Annotated in this window: 19 protein-coding genes; 12 read left to right on the plus strand and 7 right to left on the minus strand. The window is 70.6% G+C overall.

What is annotated here, in order from left to right; translation table 11 throughout:
* Window positions 1-185 precede the first annotated feature (185 nt).
* Both ABT025_RS15750 and ABT025_RS15755 read right to left on the minus strand, forming a co-directional pair.
* Window positions 186-2,660: a Tex family protein gene (locus tag ABT025_RS15750; RefSeq protein WP_350994202.1), complete on the minus strand. Its 2,475-nt coding sequence runs from the start codon at window positions 2,658-2,660 to the stop codon at window positions 186-188.
* 154 nt (window positions 2,661-2,814) lie between these two features.
* The gene (locus ABT025_RS15755) at window positions 2,815-3,672 is read right to left on the minus strand and encodes an SCO6745 family protein (protein ID WP_350994204.1); all 858 of its coding nucleotides are present in this window, start codon (window positions 3,670-3,672) and stop codon (window positions 2,815-2,817) included.
* A 134-nt stretch (window positions 3,673-3,806) separates the two neighbouring features.
* Here ABT025_RS15755 and ABT025_RS15760 point away from each other — a divergent pair, with 134 nt between their 5' ends.
* A complete protein-coding gene (locus ABT025_RS15760; protein WP_350994206.1) occupies window positions 3,807-4,799 on the plus strand; it encodes a GlxA family transcriptional regulator in 993 nt (330 codons plus the stop codon).
* Window positions 4,800-4,834: 35 nt separating this feature from the next.
* A complete protein-coding gene (locus tag ABT025_RS15765; protein WP_350994208.1) occupies window positions 4,835-5,470 on the plus strand; it encodes a DJ-1/PfpI family protein in 636 nt (211 codons plus the stop codon).
* Here the strand turns inward: ABT025_RS15765 and ABT025_RS15770 are convergent.
* Complete coding sequence (locus tag ABT025_RS15770; RefSeq protein WP_350994210.1) at window positions 5,457-6,239, minus strand: enoyl-CoA hydratase/isomerase family protein; 783 nt, start codon at window positions 6,237-6,239, stop codon at window positions 5,457-5,459. The genes ABT025_RS15765 and ABT025_RS15770 overlap by 14 nt on opposite strands.
* 80 nt (window positions 6,240-6,319) lie before the next feature.
* On the opposite strand from ABT025_RS15770, the gene ABT025_RS15775 reads away from it, so the two are divergent.
* Together ABT025_RS15775 and ABT025_RS15780 are read left to right on the plus strand one after the other, a co-directional pair.
* Window positions 6,320-6,943 carry an HdeD family acid-resistance protein gene (locus ABT025_RS15775; protein WP_350994212.1) on the plus strand — a complete coding sequence of 208 codons (624 nt, stop codon included), beginning with the start codon at window positions 6,320-6,322 and terminating at the stop codon, window positions 6,941-6,943.
* Between the two features lie 134 nt (window positions 6,944-7,077).
* Complete coding sequence (locus ABT025_RS15780) at window positions 7,078-7,533, plus strand: ATP-binding protein (RefSeq protein WP_328897555.1); 456 nt, start codon at window positions 7,078-7,080, stop codon at window positions 7,531-7,533.
* Between the two features lie 24 nt (window positions 7,534-7,557).
* On the opposite strand, the gene idi is transcribed toward ABT025_RS15780, so the two are convergent.
* The 4 genes from idi to galE all read right to left on the minus strand — a co-directional run bounded on the left by idi (window position 7,558) and on the right by galE (window position 11,206).
* Complete coding sequence (gene idi / locus ABT025_RS15785) at window positions 7,558-8,151, minus strand: isopentenyl-diphosphate Delta-isomerase (protein ID WP_350994214.1); 594 nt, start codon at window positions 8,149-8,151, stop codon at window positions 7,558-7,560.
* A 145-nt stretch (window positions 8,152-8,296) separates the two neighbouring features.
* On the minus strand, window positions 8,297-8,884 hold the full coding sequence (locus tag ABT025_RS15790) for a GNAT family N-acetyltransferase (RefSeq protein WP_502971954.1): 588 nt from the start codon (window positions 8,882-8,884) through the stop codon (window positions 8,297-8,299).
* A 229-nt stretch (window positions 8,885-9,113) separates the two neighbouring features.
* Window positions 9,114-10,055 (minus strand): cation diffusion facilitator family transporter, encoded by a 942-nt coding sequence (locus ABT025_RS15795; RefSeq protein WP_350994216.1) that lies wholly within the window; start codon window positions 10,053-10,055, stop codon window positions 9,114-9,116.
* Window positions 10,056-10,222: 167 nt separating this feature from the next.
* The gene (gene galE / locus ABT025_RS15800; protein WP_350994218.1) at window positions 10,223-11,206 is read right to left on the minus strand and encodes a UDP-glucose 4-epimerase GalE; all 984 of its coding nucleotides are present in this window, start codon (window positions 11,204-11,206) and stop codon (window positions 10,223-10,225) included.
* Window positions 11,207-11,555: 349 nt separating this feature from the next.
* Here galE and ABT025_RS15805 point away from each other — a divergent pair, with 349 nt between their 5' ends.
* The 8 genes from ABT025_RS15805 (at window position 11,556) to hpnC (ending at window position 19,959) form a co-directional block, all read left to right on the plus strand.
* Window positions 11,556-13,358: a DUF5941 domain-containing protein gene (locus ABT025_RS15805; RefSeq protein ID WP_350994220.1), complete on the plus strand. Its 1,803-nt coding sequence runs from the start codon at window positions 11,556-11,558 to the stop codon at window positions 13,356-13,358.
* Entirely contained in the window at window positions 13,355-14,092 is a 738-nt protein-coding gene (locus ABT025_RS15810) for a phosphocholine cytidylyltransferase family protein (RefSeq protein ID WP_350994222.1), read from the plus strand. The genes ABT025_RS15805 and ABT025_RS15810 overlap by 4 nt, the downstream gene beginning before the upstream one ends.
* Complete coding sequence (locus tag ABT025_RS15815) at window positions 14,080-15,141, plus strand: iron-containing alcohol dehydrogenase family protein (RefSeq protein ID WP_350994224.1); 1,062 nt, start codon at window positions 14,080-14,082, stop codon at window positions 15,139-15,141. The genes ABT025_RS15810 and ABT025_RS15815 overlap by 13 nt, the downstream gene beginning before the upstream one ends.
* Window positions 15,119-15,898 carry a CDP-alcohol phosphatidyltransferase family protein gene (locus tag ABT025_RS15820; protein WP_326740249.1) on the plus strand — a complete coding sequence of 260 codons (780 nt, stop codon included), beginning with the start codon at window positions 15,119-15,121 and terminating at the stop codon, window positions 15,896-15,898. The genes ABT025_RS15815 and ABT025_RS15820 overlap by 23 nt, the downstream gene beginning before the upstream one ends.
* Window positions 15,899-15,906: 8 nt before the next feature.
* Window positions 15,907-16,779: a glycosyltransferase family 2 protein gene (locus tag ABT025_RS15825; protein WP_350994356.1), complete on the plus strand. Its 873-nt coding sequence runs from the start codon at window positions 15,907-15,909 to the stop codon at window positions 16,777-16,779.
* 106 nt (window positions 16,780-16,885) lie between these two features.
* Window positions 16,886-17,815: an ABC transporter permease gene (locus tag ABT025_RS15830; RefSeq protein WP_350994226.1), complete on the plus strand. Its 930-nt coding sequence runs from the start codon at window positions 16,886-16,888 to the stop codon at window positions 17,813-17,815.
* On the plus strand, window positions 17,808-18,593 hold the full coding sequence (locus tag ABT025_RS15835; RefSeq protein WP_350994228.1) for an ABC transporter ATP-binding protein: 786 nt from the start codon (window positions 17,808-17,810) through the stop codon (window positions 18,591-18,593). The genes ABT025_RS15830 and ABT025_RS15835 overlap by 8 nt, the downstream gene beginning before the upstream one ends.
* Before the next feature lie 445 nt (window positions 18,594-19,038).
* Window positions 19,039-19,959, plus strand: a complete 921-nt coding sequence (gene hpnC, locus ABT025_RS15840) for a squalene synthase HpnC (RefSeq protein WP_350994230.1) — start codon at window positions 19,039-19,041, stop codon at window positions 19,957-19,959.
* Window positions 19,960-19,971 lie beyond the last annotated feature (12 nt).

Consider the following 19,971-nt stretch of genomic DNA (forward strand, 5'->3'; position numbering starts at 1 on the left):
AAGGTCACCAAGGAGACGTTCACCGACGAGGAGACCGAGCGTGTCCTGTACGGCTTCCTCTCCAAGGCGCTGTACGACAACGGCCTGTACTGCCGCCCGGTTACGGGCAGGGGCGGGGAGGGGAACAGGCTCGCCGCAGGCGCCCCGCCCCCATCCCCACCCCTGCCCCCCCACCCCGCCAGGCGCTACCGCTTCTTGCCGCCCTGCTTGGGATCCAGCAGCCCCGCCCGCCGCAGCGCGTCGGCCATCGCCCCGTTCGCCGGCGCCGCGGCCGGAGCCTGACGACCGCCGCCGCCACCACCGTTGCCGCCGCCACCGCGCCGGTCACGCCCCTGGCCGCCGGCCTGACCGCCACGCGCGCCCGGGCCGCCCTGGCCCTGACCTTGGCCCTGCCGCTGCCGCGGCGGACGCCCGCCGCGCTCACCGGCCGAGCCGCGCTCACCGGCCGGTCCGCGTTCGCCACCGGAACCGGAACCGGCTCCCGCACCCGCCTCGTCGTCCAGCCGCAGAGTCAACGAGATCCGCTTCCGCGGGATGTCGACCTCCATCACCTTCACCCTGACGATGTCCCCCGGCTTCACGACATCGCGGGGGTCCTTCACGAACGTCCTCGACATCGCCGAGACATGCACCAGGCCGTCCTGATGCACCCCGACGTCCACGAACGCGCCGAACGCCGCGACGTTCGTCACGACGCCTTCCAGCACCATTCCGGAGGCCAGGTCGCCGATCTTCTCGACGCCTTCCTTGAAGGTGGCCGTCTTGAAGGCCGGACGCGGGTCGCGCCCCGGCTTCTCCAGCTCCTTGATGATGTCGGTGACGGTCGGCAGCCCGAACTTCTCGTCCACGAAGTCGTCGGCCCGGATGGACCGAAGCACGCCCGTGTTGCCGATCAGTGAGGCGACGTCACTTCCCGTCCGCTTCACCATCGCGCGGACCACCGGATACGCCTCCGGGTGCACACTGGACGCGTCCAGCGGGTCGTCACCCCGGATCCGCAGGAAGCCCGCGCACTGCTCGTACGCCTTCGGGCCCAGCCGGGCCACGTCCTTGAGGCCCTTGCGGGAGCGGAACGGGCCGTTGGCGTCGCGGTGCGCCACGATGTTCTCGGCGAGCCCCGAGCCGATGCCGGAGACCCGCGAAAGCAGCCGGGCCGACGCGGTGTTGGCGTCGACACCGACCCCGTTCACACAGTCCTCGACGACCGCGTCGAGCGACCTCGACAGCTTCACCTCGGACAGGTCGTGCTGGTACTGCCCGACCCCGATGGACTTCGGATCGATCTTCACCAGTTCCGCGAGCGGGTCCTGGAGGCGGCGCGCGATGGACACGGCGCCGCGCAACGAGACGTCCATGTCCGGGAGTTCCTGCGAGGCGAAGGCGGAGGCCGAGTACACGGACGCGCCGGCCTCCGACACCATCACCTTGGTCAGCTTCAACTCCGGGTGCTTGTCGCACAGCTCACCGGCGAGCTTGTCCGTCTCGCGCGATGCCGTGCCGTTGCCGATCGCGATCAGGTCGACGTCGTGCGCCTTCGCCAGCTGCTCCAGCTTGACGAGCGACTGGTCCCACTTGTTGGCCGGGACGTGCGGGTAGATGACATCGGTCGCGACGACCTTGCCGGTCGCGTCGACGACGGCGACCTTCACTCCCGTACGGAATCCGGGGTCGAGCCCCAGTGTGGCCCGCGTCCCGGCCGGCGCGGCGAGCAGCAGATCACGCAGGTTGGACGCGAAGACGCGTACCGCCTCGTCCTCCGCCGCGGTGCGCAGCCGCAGCCGCAGGTCGATCCCGAGGTGGACGAGGATCCGGGTGCGCCAGGCCCAGCGCACGGTGTCGCCCAGCCACTTGTCGCCGGGGCGCCCCCGGTCGTTCACGCCGAAGCGGCGGGCGACCATGTTCTCGTAGCCGGACGGGCCGGGCGCCTCGGACGGCTCCTCCGGTTCCAGGACCAGGTCGAGGACGTCCTCCTTCTCGCCCCGGAGCATCGCCAGCACCCGGTGCGAGGGCAGTGCGGTGAACGGCTCGGTGAAGTCGAAGTAGTCCGCGAACTTGGCGCCGTCCTCCTCCTTGCCGTCCCGCACCTTGGCCGTGAGCCGACCGCGCGTCCACATGCGCTCCCGCAGGTCGCCGATCAGGTCGGCGTCCTCGGAGAAGCGCTCGGTGAGGATGGCGCGGGCCCCCTCCAGAGCCGCCGCGGCGTCCGCGATGCCCTTGTCCGCGTCGACGAAGGACGCGGCCGCGGCGAGCGGGTCCGTCGACGGGTCGTCGAGCAGCCCGGAGGCGAGCGGTTCCAGACCGGCCTCCCGGGCGATCTGGGCCTTGGTCCGCCGCTTCGGCTTGAACGGCAGATAGATGTCCTCAAGGCGTGCCTTCGTGTCGGCCGCCCGGATCCGGGCCTCCAGCGCCTCGTCGAGCTTGCCCTGCTCCCGTACGGATTCGAGGATCGCCGCACGGCGCTCCTCCAGCTCCCGCAGATAGCGCAACCGCTCCTCGAGCGTGCGCAGCTGCGCATCGTCGAGCATCTCGGTCGCTTCCTTGCGGTAGCGCGCGATGAACGGCACGGTCGATCCGCCGTCGAGCAGCTCGACGGCCGCCTTCACCTGTCGCTCGCGTACGCCGAGCTCCTCGGCGATCCTGCCTTCGATGGACGTCGTCACGGTTCTACCGACTCGCCTTCTCCTGCTGGCTGTGCTGGTCGGGCCCGGGGTCGGCCGTGCCGGCCGGCCCGGAGCCGCTCGTCTGCATTGTGCCGGGTGGCCGGGCGCCGTGTCGCCCGACCACCCCAGTTACCGGCCGCCGGTTTCCGGCAGGTCAGCCGGTCGCATCCGACGGGAACGCACCGGCGGCCAGCGCCGTGCCGAGGAATCCGCGTCCCAGCTCGGTCAGCCGGGCCACCCCCGCCCCGCCGAGGTGTTCGTACGGGGCCAGGTCCATCCGGTCCGTCGCCTCCTCGATCCCGGCCCGCAGCGCGGTGCCGGCCTCCGTCAACTCGCCCTCGGCGGTGAGCAGTCCGCGCTCGCGCAGCCGCTCAGACGCCGCCTCCCAGTCGGTGCGGCGCCAGCCGCGGGTGGCCAGGATCCAGCGAGGTGCCATGCCCTTGCCGGTGGCGGTGTGGCTGACGAGCGCCTCCAGCGGGTCGAGGCCGGCGGCAAGCAGCGCCACGAGGTGCGCGTCGCCGCGGTGCTCGCGCAGCAGGGTCGCGGCGTGCCAGTACGCCAGGTGCGGCTCCTCCGGCACCGGAAGATCGGCGTGCGCCGCGTAGAGCGGCCGGGCGTGTCGTGTGCAGCCCTCCGTGGCGCGCAGGGCCAGCTGCGCGGCCTCGGCCAGTTCGGGGGAGGAGATGATCTCCTCGCCGAGCAGCCGGCGCAGCGTCGAGTCGGCGGCACGCAGCCGCGCCGCAAGGACCGCCTCGGGGGAGGCGATGTCCCAGACGGCGGGCACGTGCCTGGCCACGAGCTCGTGGTTGAAGTTGTAGAAGGTGGCGGTGACCGTACCCGGACCGACGGCGCCCAGAGCGGCCGCGCGCGCGGCGAAATAGGCGGCGGAAGGGTCGTCGATCCCGATCCCGCCGAGTTCCTTGCCGAGGTCGGGGGAGAAGTAGAGCGCGGAGTGCAGCGGGTTGAGGGCGTTGTGACAGCGGCGGCCGGCGCGGGGCGGGAGAGTACTCATATCTTCACGTTACCGACTGGTCGGTACGGCCCGGAAGTCCGGGGGGACCGTGACATGCGCCGCATCCGGGCATGGCAGAAAAGGTGGGGATCTCGTCATTGCGGCCAATCGCGGGGGCGCCCAGGATGGCTGACATGAAGCAGCGATCCGTACTCGTCGTCCTCTTCGACGGCATCCAGAGCCTCGATGTGACCGGCCCCCTGGAGGTCTTCGCCGGCGCGTCCCGGTTCCCGGAGGTCTCGTACGAGCTGCGCACCGCCTCCCTGAACGGCGCGCCGGTGCGTTCGTCCTGCGGTCTGACGCTGGTCCCCGACCGCAGTCTCGCCGACGCCGGAACGCCCCACACGCTTCTCGTCCCCGGCGGCCAGGGCACCCGGGACCCCGACCCCGCCCTCGTCGACTGGCTGCGCGAACACGGCCCGTCCCCCGAACGGCTCGTCTCCGTCTGCACCGGTGCCCTGCTCCTCGCAGCGGCCGGACAGCTGGACGGGCACCGGGTGACCACGCACTGGAACGCGTGCGACCGTCTGGCTCGCGCCCACCCGGCGGTCGAGGTCGATCCCGAGCCGATCTTCGTACGCGACGGCCGCCTCGCCACCTCCGCCGGGGTCACCGCGGGCATCGACCTCGCGCTCGCCCTCGTCGAGGAGGACCACGGCCGGGAGGTGGCGCTCACGGTGGCCCGGCACCTGGTGGTCTTTCTGCGCAGACCCGGGAACCAGTCCCAGTTCAGTGCCCAGCTCACCGCCCAGACGGCCCGTCGTGAACCGCTGCGCGAGGTCCAGCACTGGATCACCGAACACCCGGGCGAGGACCTCTCCGTGGACGCCCTCGCCGCCCGCGCCCGGCTCTCCCCGCGTCACTTCGCCCGCGCGTTCCAGACCGAGACCGGGATGACGCCCGGCCGGTACGTCGACCGCGTCCGCCTCGAACAGGCCCGCCGGCTTCTGGAGGACACCACCGACGGCGTCGCGGGGATCTCACGCACCTGCGGATACGGCACGCCGGAGGCGATGCGCCGGGCGTTCGTCAAGGCCCTGGGCGCGGCACCCGCCGAATACCGGCGGCGCTTCAGCTCCCACCCGGCGGGTGAGGCCGCCGACGTCACCGAGTACCTCACTCACTGACCCTCACTCACTGACCGGAAGGCAGGCAGCCACCCATGCAGATCGCCATCCTCCTCTTCGACCGCTTCACGGCGCTGGACGCCGTCGGACCGTACGAGATCCTGTCCCGCGCTCCCGGTGCCGAGACCGTCTTCGCAGCCGAGTCCGCCGGTGCGGTGCACAACGACAGCGGCAGCCTGACGCTGGTCGCCGACCTGGCGCTGGACGACGTCCCGGCCCCCGACCTGGTGATCGTCCCCGGCGGCCCGGGACAGAGCGCTCAGATGGACAACGAGACTCTGCTCGGCTGGCTGCGCCGGGCCGACGCGACCAGCACGTGGACGACCTCGGTCTGCACCGGTTCGCTGTTGCTCGCGGCCGCCGGACTCCTGGACGGGCGGCGCGCCACGTCGCACTGGCTGGCCCTCGAACAGCTGAAGGAGTACGGCGCCGAACCGACCGGCGAACGCGTGGTCACCGATGGCAAGTACGTCACCGCCGCAGGCGTCTCGTCGGGCATCGACATGGGTCTCACCCTGCTCGGCCGGATCGCGGGTGACGAATACGCCCAAGCCGTGCAGCTGCTCACGGAGTACGACCCGCAGCCGCCGTACGACTCGGGATCTCCCGCGAAGGCCCCGGCCGCGGTCGTCGAGGAGTGGCGCGGGAAGAGCCGCTTCATCCTTCGGTAGCAGGGGCGACGTGCTCCCCGTCCGGCCAGGTGAAGCGTGGCGGACGTCGCTCCAGGAATGCGGCGACACCCTCCGCGGTGTCGCCGCTGCGGCGTGCCTGTTCCGCCCAGTGCGCGTCCCGGTCCACCCGCCCCGCGGCGAACTCCTTGGCTGCCGCCTGGGTCAGCCGGGAACGGGACAACAGGGTCGCGACGTAGGCGTCCACCCGCTTGCCCAGCTCGCCGACGGGCAGCACCTCGTCCACGAGACCTGTCCGCAGCGCCCGGTCCGTTCCGATGAGTTCGCCGGAGAACAGCAGGTGCTTGGCCGTCGCCGGGCCGGTCAGCGCGACCAGCCGGCGGGTCGACGACGCCGCGTACACGACCCCGAGTCTGGCCGGAGTGACGCCGAACGACGCACCCTCCTCCGCGAACCGCAGATCACAGGCCGCAGCCAGCTGGCTGCCCCCGCCCACGCAGAAGCCCCGCACCGCGGCGAGCGTCGGGCGGGGGAAGGCGGCCAGCGCCTCCTCGGCGGCCACGGCGAGTCCCTGCGGGGCGCCCGAGGGGTCGCGGAGCGAGGAGATGTCCGCACCCGCGCAGAAGGTGTCGCCGGCGCCGGTCAGCACCAGGGCGCGCACCGACGGGTCGGCGGCCAGCCCTTGGAGCAGCACGGGCAGGGACTGCCACATCGCGGTCGTCATCGCGTTGCGCTTGGCGGGGTTGCTGATGACGACGGTGGCGACGCCGTCCACGACGGTGTGCTCCAGCCGGGGTTCCGTTCGGTCCATACGCCGGATGCTATCCATGCCGTTCGAACCTATGATCAAGAAGGGGTCGCGAAGCAGGCACGCAACCCGAGGAGCTTCAGGTGGCCGATCCCGTGAAAGAGGGCAGGAAGCTCACCCGCAGTTTCAGCGGTCTGGCCCTGCTCGGCGTCCTGCTTGTCGTCGCCGGCCTGGTCGGCCTCGTCTACACGGGCGTGGCGACGCTCACCTCGATGATCCTCTTCGGCTGGCTGTTGCTCATCGGTGGCATGGTCGGGCTGCTCCACGCGATCCAGTCGCGCGGCACCAGCTACTTCTGGCTGGGCGTGGTCGTCGCGGCACTGAACATCGCCGCCGGAGTCGTCGTCATCCGTCATCCCCACGGCACAGCCGAGGCGCTGACCATGTTCGCCGCGCTGCTCTTCCTGACGGGCGGGGTGTTCCGCCTCGTCGGCAGCGTCGTGGTGCGGGGGCCCCAGTTCGGCTGGACGCTGCTGCAGGGCGCGTTCGGGCTGCTGCTCGGGCTGCTCGTCCTCTTCGACTGGCCGCACAGCAGCCTCTATGTGCTCGGCTGCTTCTTCTCGCTCGCTCTGCTCTTCGACGGGCTCGGGCTCATAGCGGTCGGCGTCGGGGGCCGCCGGATCGTGTCGATGGTCTCGGACCAGATGGCGCCCGGCAAAGACATGGACGGGCTGCCGGAGGAAGGTCAGAAGCGGTCCGAAAGTTGACGTATCCGCACTGGTTCGGTCAAGTTCCGTCGATTGGGGTCGACTTCTGTTCAGTGGTACGGACCGAACCGACTACGCCCCGCACCCTGTACTCGACGTGCAGTCACCACCGAGTGGAGAGCGGGTACCGGACAATGGAGAGCCGCGGGAGTGTCCCCGCCCGGCCCGTGTCGTACGAGGGGGTCTGGCGGTTCACCGCCCCGGCCACGGACGTCTCCGTACCCCAGGCCCGGCACGCCGTACGCGATCTGCTGGAACGCCAGGGCGTCCCCCTCGACGACGACATCGCCCAGGGTCTGCTGCTCATCGTCTCCGAGCTGGCGACCAACGCCGTGAAGCATGCCGCGCTGCTCTCGCCGGAACTCGCTGTCGAGGTCGCCGTGGGCGCCGAATGGATCAGGGTGTCCGTCGAGGACAACCACCCCTACCGGCCGACGGCGCTGGAGACGGACTACGCCCAGACCGGTGGGCGAGGCCTGCTGCTGGTCCGTGAGATCACCCGGGAAGCGGGCGGGACCTGCGACGTGGAGCACACCGCAGGCGGCGGAAAGGTCATCTGGGCGGCGCTGCCGCTCAGTACGCGCCTGTGACCCTTCCGCGCCGGCGGCACGCACCTACCAGCCGGCGGCCGGCCCCGTCAGCTCCCGGATCGCGGGACGGGCGGCGTCCAGCACGGTCATGAACCAGGCGGAGAAGGGGGCCTGGGCATGCCGCTCGGTCAGCTCCGCGGCCGTCACGAACACCGTCTCGCCCACCTCTTCCGGGTCCGGGCGCAACCGCTCCTGGGCCATGCCCACGAAGAGGTGGTTGAACTCCTGCTCGACCAGACCCGACGCGGGATCCGGGTGGTTGTAACGCACCGTGCCGGCCTCGGCCAGCAGCGAGGGCGAGATGCCCAGCTCCTCGTAGGTCCGCCGGGCGGCGGCGGCGAAGGGCGCCTCGCCCGGATAGGGGTGGCCGCAGCAGGTGTTGGACCAGACACCGGGGGAGTGGTACTTGCCGAGTGCGCGGCGCTGGAGCAGCAGCCGGCCCTGCTCGTCGAAGAGGAACACGGAGAACGCCCGGTGCAGTTGGCCGGGTGCCTGGTGGGCGGCGAGCTTCTCCGCCGTGCCGATGGTGGTGCCGTTCTCGTCGACCAGTTCGAGCATGATCGCTTCTGCTGCGCCGTTCGACGAGCTGTTCGCCGCGGTGGCTGGTGTGGTCGGCATACCCATCCTTCGCTATGGTCCCGGCCCCGTGCGCCGGTCCCGTCGAGTCTGCTCAAGTCTGCCGTACAAAAGCGGCTTGTCCGCACTTCGGGTCCTGGCATGTCCGGCCCCGCGGCACCGCCCGGGCCCAGGGCCGGACGGGGCATCAGACCCCGAAGGCGGCCGGATACTCAATCGTGCCCTGCGGAACCGGCACGGAATCATCGAGGACCAGGGCCATCATCGCTTCGTCCGGCACCTCGAAGCCCGCCCGGATTCCGTACCGCGACGCGGGCACGAAACCGAACCTCGGGTAGTACTCGGGATGGCCGAGGACCAGGACCAGTGGCTCCCCGCGCCGTCGTGCGGCATCGAGCAGGGCCCGCACCACGGCCTGCCCGGCGCCCTTGCGCTGACAGGCCGGGACGGTGGCCACCGGGGCGAGCGCCAGTGCCGGTACGCCTCCGACCAGACAGCGGCTCAGCAGGGCGCAGGCGGCGAGGGAGCCGTCGGCGGCCTCGGCGACATACGACAGTCCGGGCAGCCAGGCCGACGGGTCCTTGCGCAGGGCGTCGACCAGATCGGCCTCCGCCTCCGTCGGGAACGCGGCGGAGTTGACCGCGTGCACGGCGGCGGTGTCGCCGGCGGTCTCGGGGCGGACCGTCCAGGCGGCGACGGGGCGCGGATGCTCCGGACCGCGGTCGGACGGAGACGAAGGCGCGATGCTGTCGGGGGAGTGGTTGTTGTCGGTCAACGTGGGAAACCCTTGAGTGTGTGGGCTCCGGCCGACGGGCCGACTCGGTGCGAGCCGGAGTGTCAGCCGAGAGGCCCGGAGCGGGAGCGGGACCGGTCGGTGCGCCGGGCGGGCGCCTGCGCGGCGGTCATCAGCCCCAGCTCCTCTCTCGTACACGGAATCTCTCGCGGGCGGAGGTTCGTACGCCGCTCCGAAACCCTACACCTCGAGATCATCCGGCCTCCCCGCCTCAGTGGCAGAGCTTCGCCTCGTGCTCGGCGTGGCCGCTCGGCTCCAGCTGGAACGTGCAGTGCTCGACGTCGAAGTGGTCGCCGAGGCAGCCCTGCAGTTCGTGGAGGAGCTTCTCGTGCCCGATCGAGTCGAGGACCTCCTGATGCACCACCACGTGGGCGGAGAGCACCGGCATTCCCGAGGTGATCGTCCAGGCGTGCAGGTCGTGGACGTCCAGCACCCCGGGCAGGGCCGTGATGTGGTCGCGCACCTCGTCCATGTCGACCCCCGGGGGCGCCGACTCCAGCAGCACGTTCAACGTCTCGCGGAGCAGCTTCACCGTGCGCGGGACGATCATGAGGCCGATGACCAGCGAGGCCACCGGGTCCGCGGCCTGCCAGCCGGTCGCCAGGATGATCCCTGCCGAGACCAGCACGGTGACCGAGCCCAGGGCGTCCGCGAGCACCTCCAGGTAGGCGCCGCGCACATTGAGGCTGTCCTTCTGCCCGCGCACGAGCAACGAAAGCGACACCATGTTCGCGACCAGGCCGACCAGGGCGAAGGCGATCGTCAGCCCGCCCCGCGTCTCGGCCGGGGTGATGAAACGCTCCACCGCCTCGTAGAGCAGATAGCCGCCCACCCCCAGCAGCAGGACACAGTTGGCCAGCGCCGCGAGGATCTCGGCCCGGGCGTAGCCGAAGGTCCGGTTGGGCCCGGCCGGCTTGTTGGCGAAGTGGATGGCCAGCAGCGCCATGCCCAGTCCCAGGGCGTCGGTCGCCATGTGGGCCGCATCGGCGATCAGTGCGAGGGAGCCGGACAGGGCACCTCCGGCGACCTCCATGACCGCCACGGCGAGCGTGATGCCCAGCGCGATCCTCAGCCGGCCCTTGTACGCGGCGGCTGCCGTGCCGGTGGGCGCGGGCCCTCCGTGCGCATGTCCGTGATCGTGCCCTGCCCCCATGGGGACGCCTCCCGGTCGTCTGCGGACCCGGACGTGAGCGGCCCGGGCACTGTCAGTGAACTACGGGTGGGGGGTATCGGGCAACACGGCACTGAACACCGTTGTCAAATGCTCTGACCTGCGGAAATGGTCGCAGGTCAGAGCGGTGGAACCACCCGTCCGGCCGTCTACGACGCGGGGGTTTCGGGATGGTGCAGCAGCCAGCCCTGCCAGGCCGACCCGACCATCTCCCGCACTCCGCGCCGAGCCGTCCAGCCCAGCTCGCCGGACATCCGTTCGCACGAGGCGACCGCTTGCGCGGCGTCCCCGGCCCTGCGCGGCTCGATCTCCGGCTTCAGGTCGTGGCCGGTGACCTCCGCGACCAGATCGGCGAGCTCGCGCACCGAGACGCCCTCGCCTCGGCCGATGTTCACGGTCAGGTCTCCGGGGCCGTCCTGCGCGGCCAGTCGCCGGGCAACGGCCAGGTGGGCGTCGGCCAGGTCGGCCACGTGGATGTAGTCGCGGATGCAGGTGCCGTCGGGTGTGGGGTAGTCGTCACCGAAGATCCGCGGCGCCTCACCGCGCGTCAGCCGGTCGAAGAACATCGGGATCACGTTGAAGACGCCCGTGTCCGACAGGTGCGGCTCGGCGGCGCCCGCCACGTTGAAGTAGCGCAGGCAGCCAGTGGACAGTCCGTGCGCCTGCCCGGCCGCCCGCACCAGCCACTCGCCGGCGAGCTTGGTCTCACCGTACGGATTGATGGGGAGGCAGGGAGCTTCCTCGGTGATGAACTCCACCTCCGGAACGCCGTAGACCGCGGCCGACGACGAGAACAGGAAGCGCCGCACCCCGGCGGCCACGACGGCCTCCAGGAGGACGGTCAGCCCGCCGATGTTCTCCCGGTAGTACAGGAGCGGCTTCTCGACGGATTCGCCGACCTGCTTCCTCGCGGCCAGATGCACCACACCGGTCACCTCGTGCTCCGCGAGCACCCGGTCGAGCAGCGCGCGGTCGGTCGCCGAGCCCCGGACCAGTGGGACGTCGTCGGGCAAGCGGTCCGGATTGCCGGCCGAGAGGTCGTCGACCACGACCACCCGCTCCCCGGCGCTCCTCATCGCCCGCACCACGTGTGCCCCGATGTATCCAGCTCCGCCTGTGATCAGCCATGTCATGCCGGTCAGACTACGACCGACCGTCACCTGGGCGGCAGCGGTGCGTGCCCGGCCCCGCGACGCCGCCCCCTGGGCCGGGCCGGCCCGGGACCGACCGGCGAAGGGTTGTCGCGCACCCGCGTTTTGTCAGGCGAGGCGGCCATCGACGATGATGATCGCGGACGGGTCCGCATGATGCCCGTCCATGCGGAACGGAGCCCGAACGGGCAGTGAAATCCTGCTTCCGTTCATCCGATAGCCTCTGCCGACATGCCGCCGGCCGTATTCAGGGCCGCACTGTCGCGCGCCGACCCGTGTCAGCACCAAGGAGTGAGTTCGTCTGTCGACCGCCATTCTCACAGGTGCTCCGGTGCCCGGATCGTCGCTCCAGGATGATCTGAGGTCACTGGGCTTCGACGTACAGATCGCTGCCGATGTCACCGAGGCGGTCCGGTTGCTGTCCGCGGTTCCGGCCGAGAGCCGCGTCGCCCTCGTCGATCCCCGTTTCGTCGGCCACGTTCACGCCCTGCGGCTCGGACTGACCGACCCCCGTTTCCCGGCCGCCGCCGTGCCCGGTGCGCTCACCGCGCAGCCGGAGGCGCGCCCCGCCCTGGTCAGCGCCCTGCGCACCACCACCACGGCGGTCGGCGCGGGCGTCCCCGCCGGGCCGCCCGGCAGTACCGCCGTGGCCACCGACCGCACCGTGCCGGGGCGGCTCGCAGCCACGATGGACGCCGAGGGCACCGCGGTCCAGCGCCCGGACCTCGGCTCGCTCGTCGCCGCCGTGCCGACGGACGACGCCGCACGCGCCACCGCGCAGTCCGGCGTCGCCGCCGTCGACGACGAGGCGGTCCGGCTGCGCAGCGCCGTGAAGGCCCGCGACGGCTTCTTCACCACGTACTGCATCAGTCCGTACTCGCGCTACATCGCCCGCTGGTGCGCGCGCCGCGGGTTCACCCCGAACCAGGTCACCACCGCGTCCCTGCTGACCGCGCTGATCGCGGCGGCCTGCGCGGCCACCGGCACCCGTGGCGGATACGTCGCCGCCGGGCTGCTGCTCCTCTTCTCCTTCGTGCTGGACTGCACCGACGGGCAGCTCGCCCGCTACTCGCTGCAGTACTCGACGATGGGCGCGTGGCTGGACGCCACCTTCGACCGGGCCAAGGAGTACGCCTACTACGCGGGCCTCGCACTCGGCGCCGCCCGCAACGGTGACGACGTGTGGGCGCTGGCCCTCGGCGCGATGGTGCTCCAGTCCTGCCGTCACGTCATCGACTTCTCGTTCAGCGAGGCGAACCACGACGCGGTAGCGAACGCCAGCCCCACGGCCGCACTCTCGGACAAGCTCGACAGCGTCGGCTGGACGCACTGGGTGCGCCGCATAATCGTGCTCCCGATCGGTGAGCGCTGGGCGATGATCGCCGTACTGACGGCGCTGACCACCCCGCGGATCGTCTTCTACGCACTGCTCGTCGGCTGCGCCTTCGCGGCCTGCTACACCACGGCCGGCAGGCTGCTGCGCTCCCTGACCCGCAAGGCCCGCCGCACCGACCGCGCCGCCCAGGCCCTCGCCGACCTCGCCGACTCCGGTCCGATCGCCCAGCTCGTGGCGGCCCGCGGCCCCCGGATCCCGGGCGCCTGGGGCGCCCCGGTGGTGGCGGTCGTCGGGACCGGCGCGCTGATCGCCGCCGCACTGCAGCAGCCCTTCGGCAGCCGGCAGATGATCGCCGCCGCGGTGTTCTACGCGATCTGCTCGGGCATAGCTGTGGCCCGCCCCCTCAAGGGCGCACTCGACTGGCTCCTGCCCCCTGTCTTCCGCGCGGCGGAGTACTGCACGATGCTCATCCTGGCCGCCCGCAGTGACATCGACGGCGCGCTTCCCGCGGCCTTCGGCCTCGTTTCTGCGGTCGCCTACCATCACTACGACACGGTCTACCGCATTCGAGGCGGCACCGGCGCCCCGCCCCAGTGGCTGGTGCGCACGATCGGCGGGCACGAGGGCCGGACCCTGGTGGTGGCCGTATTCGCAGCCGTGCTCACCGGTGCATCCGGCTTCACCGTGGCCCTCACCGCCCTCGCGGTGGCCATCGCGCTGGTCGTGCTGGTGGAGTCCATCCGGTTCTGGGTGTCCTCCAACGCGCCCGCCGTTCACGACGAAGGAGAACCCGCATGATCGGCCTCGTACTGGCAGCCGGCGCAGGACGGCGCCTTCGCCCCTACACCGACACGCTCCCCAAGGCCCTCGTGCCGGTGGACGGCGACAGGACGGTCCTCGACCTCACGCTGGCCAACTTCGCCGAGATCGGACTCACCGAGGTCGCGATCGTCGTCGGCTACCGCAAGGAGGCCGTCTACGACCGCAAGGCGGAGCTGGAGGCGAAGTACGGCCTTACGCTCACCCTCGTGGACAACGACAAGGCCGAGGAGTGGAACAACGCCTACTCGCTGTGGTGCGCCCGTGAGGTCCTGGGACGCGGGGTGATCCTCGCCAACGGCGACACCGTCCACCCGGTCTCCGTCGAGCGGACCCTGCTGGACGCACGGGGCAACGGCCGGAAGATCATCCTCGCCCTCGACACGGTGAAGAACCTCGCCGACGAGGAGATGAAGGTCATCACGGACGGCGACAAGGGTGTCCGGCGCATCACGAAGCTGATGGACCCCGCCACCGCCACCGGCGAGTACATCGGCGTCACCCTCATCGAGGCAGAGGCCGCCGAGGAGCTCGCCGACGCGCTCAAGGCTACGTTCGAACGCGACCCGGACCTCTACTACGAGGACGGCTACCAGGAGCTCGTCAACCGCGGCTTCACCGTCGACGTGGCCCCCATCGGCGAGGTGACCTGGGTCGAGATCGACAACCACGACGACCTCGCCAGGGGCAGGGAGATCGCGTGCCGGTACTGACCCGACTCATTCCCTCCCCGGTCTTCGTCGACATCAGCCGGGGCGCCATGGACGACCTGGCCGGTCTCCTCGTCGACCAGCGGATCTCCGCGTCCGGCAGGCTCGCGATCGCCATCAGCGGCGGCTCCGGGCAGGCCCTGCGGGAGAAGCTCGCCCCGGCTCTGCCGGGCGCCGACTGGTACTGCGTCGCCGGGGGCGACATCGACTCCGCGGTGAGGCTGGCCGACGAGATCAAGGGCAAGCGCTACGACGCCGTGGTCGGCCTCGGCGGCGGAAAGATCATCGACGTGGCGAAGTACGCCGCGGCCCGGGTCGGCCTGCCGCTTGTCTCGGTCGCCACGAACCTCGCCCACGACGGTCTCTGCTCGCCCGTCGCGACCCTGGACAACGACAACGGCCGGGGGTCCTACGGGGTCCCGATGCCGATCGCCATGGTCATCGACCTCGCGGTGATCCGCGAGGCCCCGGACCGTTTCGTGCGCTCCGGTGTCGGGGACGCGATCTCGAACATCTCCGCGATCGCCGACTGGGAACTGTCGCACGAGGTCAACAACGAGCAGATCGACGGACTGGCCGCCGCCATGGCCCGTACCGCCGGCGAAGCCGTCCTGCGGCACCCCGGCACGGTCGCCGACGACGAGTTCCTCACGGTCCTCGCCGAGTCGCTGGTGCTCTCCGGCATCGCCATCTCGATCAGCGGGGACACCCGCCCGTCGTCCGGCGCCTGCCACGAGATCAGCCACGCCTTCGACCTGCTCTTCCCCAAGCGCGCTGCCAGCCACGGTGAGCAGGTCGGCCTCGGCGCGGCCTTCGCCATGCATCTGCGGGGCGCCCGTGAGGAGTCCAGGCTCTTCGCCGACGTACTCCGACGGCACGGTCTGCCGGTCCTGCCCGAGCAGATCGGCTTCACGGCCGACGAGTTCGTGCAGGCCGTCGACTACGCGCCGCAGACCCGCCCGGGACGCTTCACGGTCCTGGAACACCTCAACCTGTCCACCGACCAGATCAGGGACGCGTACGCCGACTATGCCAAGACCATCAGTAGCTGAACTCCGTCCCGTCGTTCACCCCCCGGGCGTCAAGGACCGGCGCAGCGGCGAACACTGGGCGGGCCGGATATACATGCGCGAGGTCTCGCTGCGTGTGGACCGGTACCTGGTGAACACCAAGGTGACCCCCAACCAGCTGACGTACCTGATGACCATCGCCGGTGTGCTCGCCGCTCCGGCCCTGCTCGTCCCGGGCATTCCCGGCGCGCTGCTCGGCGTCCTCATGGTCCAGCTCTACCTGTTGCTGGACTGTGTCGACGGCGAGCTCGCCCGCTGGAAGAAGCAGTTCTCCCTGGGCGGGGTCTACCTGGACAGGGTCGGCGCCTACCTCTGTGACGCCGCCGTGCTGGTCGGCTTCGGCCTGCGCGCCGCGGACCTGTGGGGCACCGGGCGGATCGACTGGCTGTGGGCCTTCCTGGGCACGCTTGCCGCGCTGGGCGCCATCCTGATCAAGGCCGAGACCGACCTGGTCGGGGTCGCACGCCACCAGGGCGGGCTGCCGCCGGTCAAGGAGGCCGCCTCCGAGCCGCGCTCGTCCGGCATGGCGTTTGCCCGCCGGGCCGCCGGTGCGCTCAAGTTCCACCGGCTGATCCTGTGCGTCGAGGCGTCGCTGGTCATCCTGGTCGCGGCCGTTCTCGACGCGGTCCGGGACGACCTGTTCTTCAGCCGTCTCGCGGTCGCGGTGCTGGCCGGCATCGCCCTGCTGCAGACCCTCCTCCATCTCGTGTCGGTCCTGGCATCGAGCAGGCTGAAGTGAGCACCCCCATGAAACTCGGCGCGGTCATCATCACGATGGGCAACCGCCCGGTCGAGCTGCGCGCCCTGCTCGATTCGGTCGCCGGGCAGGAAGGCGACCGGATCGAGGTCGTCGTCGTCGGCAACGGCTCCGCCGTCCCGGACGTACCCGCGGGCGTGCGGACCGTCGAGCTGCCCGAGAACCTGGGCATCCCCGGCGGCCGCAACGTGGGCATCGAGGCCTTCGGTCCCTCCGGAGCCGATGTCGACGCCCTGCTCTTCCTCGACGACGACGGGCATCTGCCGCGCACCGACACCGCCGAGCTGTGCCGGCAGGCGTTCGAGGCCGATCCGAGGCTCGGCATCATCAGCTTCCGGATCGCCGACCCCGACACCGGTGAAACCCAGCGCCGCCATGTGCCGCGGCTGCGCGCCGCCGACCCGATGCGGTCCTCGCGGGTGACGACCTTCCTCGGCGGCGCCAATGCCGTACGCACCAGGGTCATCGCCGAGGTCGGTCCGCTGCCGGGCGACTTCTTCTACGCGCACGAGGAGACCGACCTCGCCTGGCGGGCGCTGGACGCCGGCTGGCAGATCGACTACCGCGCGGACATGGTCCTCAACCACCCCACGACCGCTCCGTCCCGGCACGCCGTCTACCACCGCATGGTGGCCCGGAACCGGGTCTGGCTGGCCCGGCGCAATCTGCCCGCGCCCCTGGTCCCCGTGTATCTCGGCGTGTGGCTGCTGCTGACCCTGCTCCGCAAGCCCTCGGGCCCGGCGCTGAAGGCATGGTTCGGCGGCTTCCGCGAGGGCTGGTCGACACCCTGCGGACCGCGCCGTCCGATGAAGTGGCGTACGGTGTGGCGGCTGACCAGACTCGGTCGCCCCCCGGTGATCTGAGAGGTCGCCTCTGGGAGCATGAGGCGTATGTTTTCTTGTCGGGACCTGTCCGCCCTGAGCCGCGCCCGCGACTGGCTGCGCGTTTTGAACACGAGAGTTTCATCTGGTGAGTGACACAACCCATGACGGTGCTGTTGCGTTGAGCACCCCGCCATCGGTCGACGACGGCCTGAGCCCTGCCGAACTGGCCGCGAAGTACGGTCTGACGGTCAGCGGCGCCCGGCCCGGGCTCTTCGAGTACATGCGCCAGCTCCGCGGGCGACGCCACTTCATCCTGGCGTTCTCCCGGGCCAAGCTGACCGCTCAGTACAGCCAGGCCAAGCTGGGCCAGCTGTGGCAGGTGGCCACCCCGCTCCTGAACGCCGCGGTGTACTTCCTCATCTTCGGCCTGATCCTCGGCACGAAGAGGGGGATGACGCAGGAGGTCTTCATCCCGTTCCTGGTGACCGGGGTCTTCGTCTTCACCTTCACCCAGAGCTCGGTGATGGCCGGGGTCCGCGCCATCTCCGGCAACCTCGGACTGGTGCGGGCGCTGCACTTCCCGCGTGCCTCGCTGCCCATCTCGTTCTCGCTGCAGCAGCTCCAGCAGCTGATGTACTCGATGATCGTGCTGGTCGCCGTCACCGTCGGGTTCGGCAGCTACCCGAGACTGTCCTGGCTGCTGGTGATTCCCGCGCTGGTCCTGCAGTTCTTCTTCAACACCGGACTGGCACTGAGCATGGCGCGGCTCGGGGCCAAGACGCCCGACCTGGCCCAGCTGATGCCGTTCGTGATGCGGACCTGGATGTACGCCTCCGGCGTCATGTTCTCGATCCCGGTGATGCTGGCGGACAAGCCGGCCTGGATCGGTGATGTGCTGCAGTACAACCCGGCGGCCATCTACATGGACCTGGTCCGGTTCGCCCTGATCGACGGTTACGGCTCCGAGAACCTGCCGGAGCACGTCTGGGTGGTGGGTCTCGCCTGGGCGCTCGTGGTGGGTGCCGGAGGCTTTGTGTACTTCTGGAAGGCAGAGGAGCGGTACGGCCGTGGCTGAGGACAACACCGCGGGGCGCGTCCCCACTGTGATCGCCGACGATGTGCACATCGTGTACCGCGTCAACGGCGGCGGCGGTGGCAAGGGCGGTGCCACCGCGGCACTGAGCCGGATACTGCGCCGCGGCAAGGGCGAGGAGCGCGGGATCCGCAAGGTGCACGCCGTGCGCGGCGTCTCCTTCACCTCGTACCGGGGCGAGGCCATCGGTCTCATCGGGACGAACGGCTCCGGCAAGTCCACCCTGCTGCGGGCCATCGCCGGACTGCTGCCGACCGAACACGGCAAGGTGTACACGGACGGTCAGCCGTCGCTGCTGGGCGTGAACGCGGCGCTGATGAGCGACCTGACGGGCGAGCGCAACGTCGTGCTCGGCGGGCTCGCGATGGGGATGAGCCGCGAGGAGATCCGCGAACGCTACGACAGCATCGTCGAATTCTCCGGCATCAACGAGAAGGGCGACTTCATCACCCTGCCGATGCGGACGTACTCCTCCGGTATGGCCGCCCGGCTGCGCTTCTCCATCGCCGCCGCCAAGAACCATGACGTCCTCATGATCGACGAGGCGTTGGCGACCGGTGACCGGAAGTTCCAGATCCGCTCCGAGGCGCGTATCCGGGAGCTCCGCAAGGAGGCCGGCACCGTCTTCCTGGTCAGTCACAGCAACAAGTCGATCAGGGACACCTGCGACCGGGTGCTGTGGCTGGAAAAGGGCGAACTGCTGATGGACGGCCCGACCGACGAGGTCCTCAAGGCGTACGAGCGCGAGACCGGCAAGTAGGGCGTCGCCGCCTTCACCCACCGCAGCGGCCTCTGCCGGAGCCTTCCGGCAGAGGCCGCTGCGCTGCCTCCGGATCGTGGGCCCGTCCCGGGCCTCCACGGCTCGCCGTACGGGGCCCGGCAAGATCTCCTCCCGCCGGATGACGTCAATTTCCTTGCGCGAGGGGAAAGTTGACAGGGCATAGCTCGAAGGTGCCGCGCGCCCCGCACCCCGGCGTATGGATGAGCGTTGTACAACGTAAGCTGTAGCGGTGCTGATTCGTAGCAAGTGGGGCGATACCGCCTGGGTGGACGGCCCGTAGTCGTCCTCCGCACTGGGGAGAGCGGGCGGCGTGTCCGGAATGGGATGTTTTGGGTCAGCAGTGTAGAACGGGAGATGTGACGGCTATGACGGAAGATCTCCAGCTCCGAGGTGCTCACGCCGTCCCCGCGCAGGGCGGTACGCAGTGAGCCGTACCCGACAGGCGCGGCTTGATTCCGCCGTACCCGGAACCCTTGACAAGGCCGCCGACGAGAATTTTCCGGTGGCCCCCTTCTTCCTGCCGCGGGCCTGGCGCGACGACTTGATGGCCGTCTACGGCTTCGCCCGGCTCGTCGACGACATCGGTGACGGCGACCTCGCCCCCGGCGGCGCCGACGCACGGCACCTCGGTCTCGATCCGGCCGAGGGCGAGGACCGGCTGGCGATGCTGGACGCGCTCGAGGCCGACCTGCGCAGGATCTTCGCCGCCACCGGTGAGACCCCGCACCACCCGCTCCTGCAGGCGCTGCGCCCCACCGTGCGGCGGCGCGCCCTCACCCCCGAACCCTTCCTCGGCCTCATCGAGGCCAACCGGCAGGACCAGAAGATCCGTCGCTACGGGACGTACGAGGAGCTACTCGCCTATTGCGAGCTCTCTGCCAACCCCGTCGGCCGCCTGGTCCTCCAGCTCACCGGAACCGCGAGTCCCGAGCGCGTCCGCCGTTCCGACGCCGTCTGCACCGCGCTGCAGATCGTCGAGCATCTCCAGGACGTCACCGAGGACCTCGGCCGTGACCGGATCTATCTGCCGGCCGACGACATGGCCAGGTTCCATGTCACCGAATCCGACCTGGCGGCCCCCTCCGGGGGCGCAGCGGTACGGGCACTGATCGCGTACGAAGCCGAACGCGCCGGGAATCTGCTGAATGAGGGCACCCCTCTGGTGGGTAGCGTCCACGGCAGGCTCAAGCTGCTTCTCGCCGGATTCGTGGGAGGGGGGCGTGCCGCCCTCACCGCGATCGCGGCCGCCGGGTTCGACGTACTGCCCGGACCCCCCAAACCCACCAAGCCCAGCCTGCTGCGCGAGGTGGGAGTTGTTTTGCGAAGAGCGCGTAGAGAGGGGTGAGCCGGACCGTGG

The organism is Streptomyces sp. NPDC002809 (genome assembly GCF_040295435.1).
Classification (GTDB): Bacteria; Actinomycetota; Actinomycetes; order Streptomycetales; family Streptomycetaceae; genus Streptomyces.

What these genes read in the sequence shown, in the direction of transcription:
- ABT025_RS15755 (WP_350994204.1), bottom strand. Translation starts at nt 3,672, where the DNA reads ATGAGTACTCTCCCGCCCCGCGCCGGCCGCCGCTGTCACAACGCCCTC.
- ABT025_RS15760 (WP_350994206.1), top strand. Translation starts at nt 3,807, where the DNA reads ATGAAGCAGCGATCCGTACTCGTCGTCCTCTTCGACGGCATCCAGAGC.
- ABT025_RS15765 (WP_350994208.1), top strand. Translation starts at nt 4,835, where the DNA reads ATGCAGATCGCCATCCTCCTCTTCGACCGCTTCACGGCGCTGGACGCC.
- ABT025_RS15770 (WP_350994210.1), bottom strand. Translation starts at nt 6,239, where the DNA reads ATGGACCGAACGGAACCCCGGCTGGAGCACACCGTCGTGGACGGCGTC.
- ABT025_RS15780 (WP_328897555.1), top strand. Translation starts at nt 7,078, where the DNA reads ATGGAGAGCCGCGGGAGTGTCCCCGCCCGGCCCGTGTCGTACGAGGGG.
- idi (WP_350994214.1), bottom strand. Translation starts at nt 8,151, where the DNA reads ATGCCGACCACACCAGCCACCGCGGCGAACAGCTCGTCGAACGGCGCA.
- ABT025_RS15795 (WP_350994216.1), bottom strand. Translation starts at nt 10,055, where the DNA reads ATGGGGGCAGGGCACGATCACGGACATGCGCACGGAGGGCCCGCGCCC.
- galE (WP_350994218.1), bottom strand. Translation starts at nt 11,206, where the DNA reads ATGACATGGCTGATCACAGGCGGAGCTGGATACATCGGGGCACACGTG.
- ABT025_RS15810 (WP_350994222.1), top strand. Translation starts at nt 13,355, where the DNA reads ATGATCGGCCTCGTACTGGCAGCCGGCGCAGGACGGCGCCTTCGCCCC.
- ABT025_RS15820 (WP_326740249.1), top strand. Translation starts at nt 15,119, where the DNA reads ATGCCAAGACCATCAGTAGCTGAACTCCGTCCCGTCGTTCACCCCCCG.
- ABT025_RS15825 (WP_350994356.1), top strand. Translation starts at nt 15,907, where the DNA reads ATGAAACTCGGCGCGGTCATCATCACGATGGGCAACCGCCCGGTCGAG.